The 5470-nt window shown below is 52.2% G+C and carries 2 tRNA genes and 3 rRNA genes; all 5 read left to right on the top strand.

Annotated elements, in window-relative coordinates:
• Nucleotides 1-223 precede the first annotated feature (223 nt).
• The 5 genes from INR99_RS17210 to rrf all read left to right on the top strand — a co-directional run bounded on the left by INR99_RS17210 (nt 224) and on the right by rrf (nt 5423).
• Nucleotides 224-1757: ribosomal RNA gene (locus INR99_RS17210) — 16S ribosomal RNA — on the top strand.
• Between the two features lie 90 nt (nt 1758-1847).
• Nucleotides 1848-1924: transfer RNA gene (locus INR99_RS17205), tRNA-Ile, on the top strand.
• Between the two features lie 31 nt (nt 1925-1955).
• Nucleotides 1956-2031, top strand: a tRNA-Ala gene (locus INR99_RS17200).
• A 278-nt stretch (nt 2032-2309) separates the two neighbouring features.
• Nucleotides 2310-5199 (top strand): 23S ribosomal RNA (locus INR99_RS17195).
• A 110-nt stretch (nt 5200-5309) separates the two neighbouring features.
• Nucleotides 5310-5423: ribosomal RNA gene (rrf, locus tag INR99_RS17190) — 5S ribosomal RNA — on the top strand.
• The 16S, 23S and 5S rRNA genes sit together here with 2 tRNA genes alongside, the layout of an rRNA operon.
• Nucleotides 5424-5470 lie beyond the last annotated feature (47 nt).

Raw genomic sequence — 5470 nt, 5'->3', positions numbered from 1 at the left:
CGTATAGTTCGGCCTCTCTGCTGCTGACGCAGCGAAACAAACGAAGCGAAACGACGAGTTTAGCGAGTTTGGCGGCGTCAGGGCAACGATCTTTAACAAATTACAGCCGATGAGTGTGAGTGCTTGGTTTGACCAGCACTCGCACTTAAGACAGAAGTAACAAGTACACACTTGTTGATTCTGAGTTTTAAGCAAGCGAGCGCAATTAAGTAATACAGGAATTAAACGAAAGAGTTTGATCCTGGCTCAGATTGAACGCTGGCGGCATGCTTTACACATGCAAGTCGAACGGAGGTAAGGAGCTTGCTCCTTACTTTAGTGGCGAACGGGTGAGTAATACATCGGAACGTACCGCGTAGTGGGGGATAACGAGTCGAAAGATTCGCTAATACCGCATATTCTCTACGGAGGAAAGCAGGGGATCTTCGGACCTTGTGCTATGCGAGCGGCTGATGGCTGATTAGCTAGTTGGTGAGGTAAAGGCTCACCAAGGCGACGATCAGTAGCGGGTCTTAGAGGACGATCCGCCACACTGGGACTGAGACACGGCCCAGACTCCTACGGGAGGCAGCAGTGGGGAATCTTGGACAATGGGCGCAAGCCTGATCCAGCAATGCCGCGTGCGTGAAGAAGGCCTTCGGGTTGTAAAGCGCTTTTGTCAGGGAGCAAAAGGTACTGGCTAATATCCAGTGCTGTTGAGAGTACCTGAAGAATAAGGACCGGCTAACTACGTGCCAGCAGCCGCGGTAATACGTAGGGTCCAAGCGTTAATCGGAATTACTGGGCGTAAAGCGTGCGCAGGTGGTTCGTTAAGAGTGATGTGAAATCCCCGGGCTCAACCTGGGAATTGCATTGCTAACTGGCGAACTAGAGTACGGGAGAGGGGGGTGGAATTCCACGTGTAGCAGTGAAATGCGTAGAGATGTGGAGGAACACCGATGGCGAAGGCAGCCCCCTGGCCTGCTACTGACACTCATGCACGAAAGCGTGGGGAGCAAACAGGATTAGATACCCTGGTAGTCCACGCCCTAAACGATGTCTACTAGTTGTTGGGCTTTTCGGAGCTTAGTAACGCAGCTAACGCGTGAAGTAGACCGCCTGGGGAGTACGGTCGCAAGATTAAAACTCAAAGGAATTGACGGGGGCCCGCACAAGCGGTGGATGATGTGGATTAATTCGATGCAACGCGAAAAACCTTACCTGGTCTTGACATGTACGGAATCCTCCAGAGACGGAGGAGTGCCTTCGGGAGCCGTAACACAGGTGCTGCATGGCTGTCGTCAGCTCGTGTCGTGAGATGTTGGGTTAAGTCCCGCAACGAGCGCAACCCTTGCCATTAGTTGCCAGCATTCAGTTGGGCACTTTAATGGGACTGCCGGTGACAAACCGGAGGAAGGTGGGGATGACGTCAAGTCCTCATGGCCCTTATGACCAGGGCTTCACACGTCATACAATGGTCGGTACAGAGGGTTGCCAAGCCGCGAGGTGGAGCTAATCTCAGAAAACCGATCGTAGTCCGGATTGCACTCTGCAACTCGAGTGCATGAAGTCGGAATCGCTAGTAATCGCGGATCAGCATGTCGCGGTGAATACGTTCCCGGGCCTTGTACACACCGCCCGTCACACCATGGGAGTGGGTTCTACCAGAAGTAGCTAGGCTAACCGCAAGGAGGCCGGTTACCACGGTAGGATTCATGACTGGGGTGAAGTCGTAACAAGGTAGCCGTAGGGGAACCTGCGGCTGGATCACCTCCTTTCAGAGAAAAGGTTGGATCAAGTACTCACACTCATCGGCTGTAGGTTAGAGATACGGAGAACTGGGTCAGCGATGGCTCAGGAAATGAACTGGGTCAGTAGCTCAGTCGGTTAGAGCACCGTCTTGATAAGGCGGGGGTCATAGGTTCGATTCCTATCTGACCCACCACTGCTTTGCAGTGGAAAAGAAGTTCATCGATGGGGGTTTAGCTCAGTTGGGAGAGCACCTGCTTTGCAAGCAGGGGGTCGTCGGTTCGATCCCGTCAACCTCCACCATTTCGATGGTGTGTTTAGAGTTCTCAGAAACAAGGGATTTGCATCGGCTGAAGTAGAGGCCGAGGTAGATTGTTTATTTCTGATTGCTTGAATCAGACAGAATTACTCTGTATCGCTCTTTAACAAGATAGAAGAAGTTAGACCGATTTAAATCGAAGTAAAGTTTTAAATTGGGTTGATTGTATCGAGAACACTCTCAATGTCTTAGAACATTGAAGTAGTAGTAAGTCGAGCGCGATCAGATGACTGAGAATGCGATTACGTGTTTGAGGTTATAGGATCAAGCGACTAAGTGCATCTGGTGGATGCCTTGGCGATCACAGGCGATGAAGGACGCGCAAGCCTGCGAAAAGCGACGGGGAGCTGGCAATGGAGCTTTGATCCGTCGATGTCCGAATGGGGAAACCCACCTCTTTTGAGGTATCAGCAGCTGAATACATAGGCTGTTTGAAGCGAACCGGGAGAACTGAAACATCTAAGTACCCCGAGGAAAAGAAATCAACCGAGATTCCCCAAGTAGTGGCGAGCGAACGGGGAAGAGCCTGCTAGTGATAGTCGATGATGTAACAGAACGGAATGGAAAGTCCGGCCATAGAGGGTGATAGCCCCGTATGTGAAACGTCATTGGTGGTACTGAGCTAGCGAAAAGTAGGGCGGGACACGTGAAATCCTGTTTGAAGATGGGGGGACCATCCTCCAAGGCTAAATACTCGTGATCGACCGATAGTGAACCAGTACCGTGAGGGAAAGGCGAAAAGAACCCCGGGAGGGGAGTGAAATAGAACCTGAAACCGGATGCATACAAACAGTGGGAGCCTCCTTGTGGGGTGACTGCGTACCTTTTGTATAATGGGTCAGCGACTTACGTTCAGTAGCGAGCTTAACCGAATAGGGGAGGCGTAGGGAAACCGAGTCCGAATAGGGCGCTGAGTTGCTGGGCGTAGACCCGAAACCAAGTGATCTATCCATGGCCAGGTTGAAGGTGCGGTAACACGCACTGGAGGACCGAACCCACTAGTGTTGCAAAACTAGGGGATGAGCTGTGGATAGGGGTGAAAGGCTAAACAAACTTGGAAATAGCTGGTTCTCTCCGAAAACTATTTAGGTAGTGCCTCAAGTATCACCTTCGGGGGTAGAGCACTGTTATGGCTAGGGGGTCATCGCGACTTACCAAACCATGGCAAACTCCGAATACCGAAGAGTGCGAGCTTGGGAGACAGACATCGGGTGCTAACGTCCGGTGTCAAGAGGGAAACAACCCAGACCGCCGTCTAAGGTCCCAAATGCATAGTTAAGTGGAAAACGAGGTGGGAAGGCATAGACAGCCAGGATGTTGGCTTAGAAGCAGCCATCATTTAAAGAAAGCGTAATAGCTCACTGGTCGAGTCGTCCTGCGCGGAAGATGTAACGGGGCTCAAACTATGAACCGAAGACGCGGATATGTGTTTACACATATGGTAGGAGAGCGTTCTGTAGGCCTGTGAAGGTGTGTTGTAAAGCATGCTGGAGGTATCAGAAGTGCGAATGCTGACATGAGTAGCGATAAAGGGGGTGAAAAGCCCCCTCGCCGAAAGCCCAAGGTTTCCTGCGCAACGTTCATCGGCGCAGGGTGAGTCGGCCCCTAAGGCGAGGCAGAAATGCGTAGTCGATGGGAAACGGGTTAATATTCCCGTACTTGCAATAAGTGCGATGTGGGGACGGAGAAGGGTAGGTCAGCCGGGTGTTGGATGTCCCGGTTTAAGCGTGTAGGTGGGGGATTTAGGCAAATCCGGATCCCTGTTAACACTGAGGCGTGATGACGAGGAGTCTTTGACTCTGAAGTGATTGATCCCATGCTTCCAGGAAAAGCCACTAAGCTTCAGCTTATTGTGAACCGTACCGCAAACCGACACAGGTGGGCAGGTTGAGAATACTAAGGCGCTTGAGAGAACTCGGGAGAAGGAACTCGGCAAATTGACACCGTAACTTCGGGAGAAGGTGTGCCCCGGTAGCGTGAAGTCCCTGCGGATGGAGCGTGATGGGGTTGCAGTGAACTGGTGGCTGCGACTGTTTATCAAAAACACAGCTCTGTGCCAACACGAAAGTGGACGTATACGGAGTGACGCCTGCCCGGTGCTGGAAGATTAAATGATGGGGTGCAAGCTCTTGATTGAAGTCCCAGTAAACGGCGGCCGTAACTATAACGGTCCTAAGGTAGCGAAATTCCTTGTCGGGTAAGTTCCGACCCGCACGAATGGCGTAACGATGGCCACACTGTCTCCTCCCGAGACTCAGCGAAGTTGAAGTGTTTGTGAAGATGCAATCTCCCCGCTGCTAGACGGAAAGACCCCGTGAACCTTTACTGTAGCTTTGCATTGGACTTTGAACAGACTTGTGTAGGATAGGTGGGAGGCTATGAAGTGGCGACGCTAGTTGTCATGGAGCCGTCCTTGAAATACCACCCTGGTGTGTTTGAGGTTCTAACCTGGGCCCCTTAGCGGGGTCGGGGACCGTGCATGGTAGGCAGTTTGACTGGGGCGGTCTCCTCCCAAAGTGTAACGGAGGAGCTCGAAGGTCACCTAGGTACGGTCGGACATCGTACTGATAGTGTAATGGCAAAAGGTGGCTTAACTGCGAGACCGACAAGTCGAGCAGGTGCGAAAGCAGGACATAGTGATCCGGTGGTTCTGAATGGAAGGGCCATCGCTCAACGGATAAAAGGTACTCCGGGGATAACAGGCTGATTCCGCCCAAGAGTTCACATCGACGGCGGAGTTTGGCACCTCGATGTCGGCTCATCACATCCTGGGGCTGTAGCCGGTCCCAAGGGTATGGCTGTTCGCCATTTAAAGTGGTACGTGAGCTGGGTTCAAAACGTCGTGAGACAGTTTGGTCCCTATCTGCAGTGGGCGTTGGAAGTTTGAGGGGGGCTGCTCCTAGTACGAGAGGACCGGAGTGGACAGACCTCTGGTGTACCGGTTGTCACGCCAGTGGCATTGCCGGGTAGCTAAGTCTGGAATAGATAAGCGCTGAAAGCATCTAAGTGCGAAACTAGCCTCAAGATAAGACTTCCCTGGGTCTTTAAGACCCCTGAAGGATCGTTCGAGACCAGGACGTTGATAGGTCGGGTGTGGAAGCGCAGTAATGCGTTAAGCTAACCGATACTAATAGCCCGTGAGGCTTGATCCTATAACCTGAAACGCGTGAACGACGCGGTACAATCGACAAAAACTAGCTTCTTCTATCGAATTCAGCGTGGCGCGAACCGAGATGGGTGAGCGACATGCAAACAGTTAAAGTCTGGTGACCTTAGCGAGGTGGTCCCACCCCTTCCCATCCCGAACAGGACGGTGAAACGCCTCAGCGCCGATGATAGTGCAGATTGCCTGTGTGAAAGTAGGACATCGCCAGACTCCCCAAAGAGAAAGCCCCGATCAGCAATGGTCGGGGCTTTTGCTTT

The organism is Chitinilyticum piscinae (assembly GCF_015223195.1).
Taxonomy (GTDB): domain Bacteria; phylum Pseudomonadota; class Gammaproteobacteria; order Burkholderiales; family Chitinibacteraceae; genus Chitinilyticum; species Chitinilyticum piscinae.
Note: the sequence above shows the minus strand (reverse complement) of the source record. Positions and strands in the feature narration are given on the sequence as shown.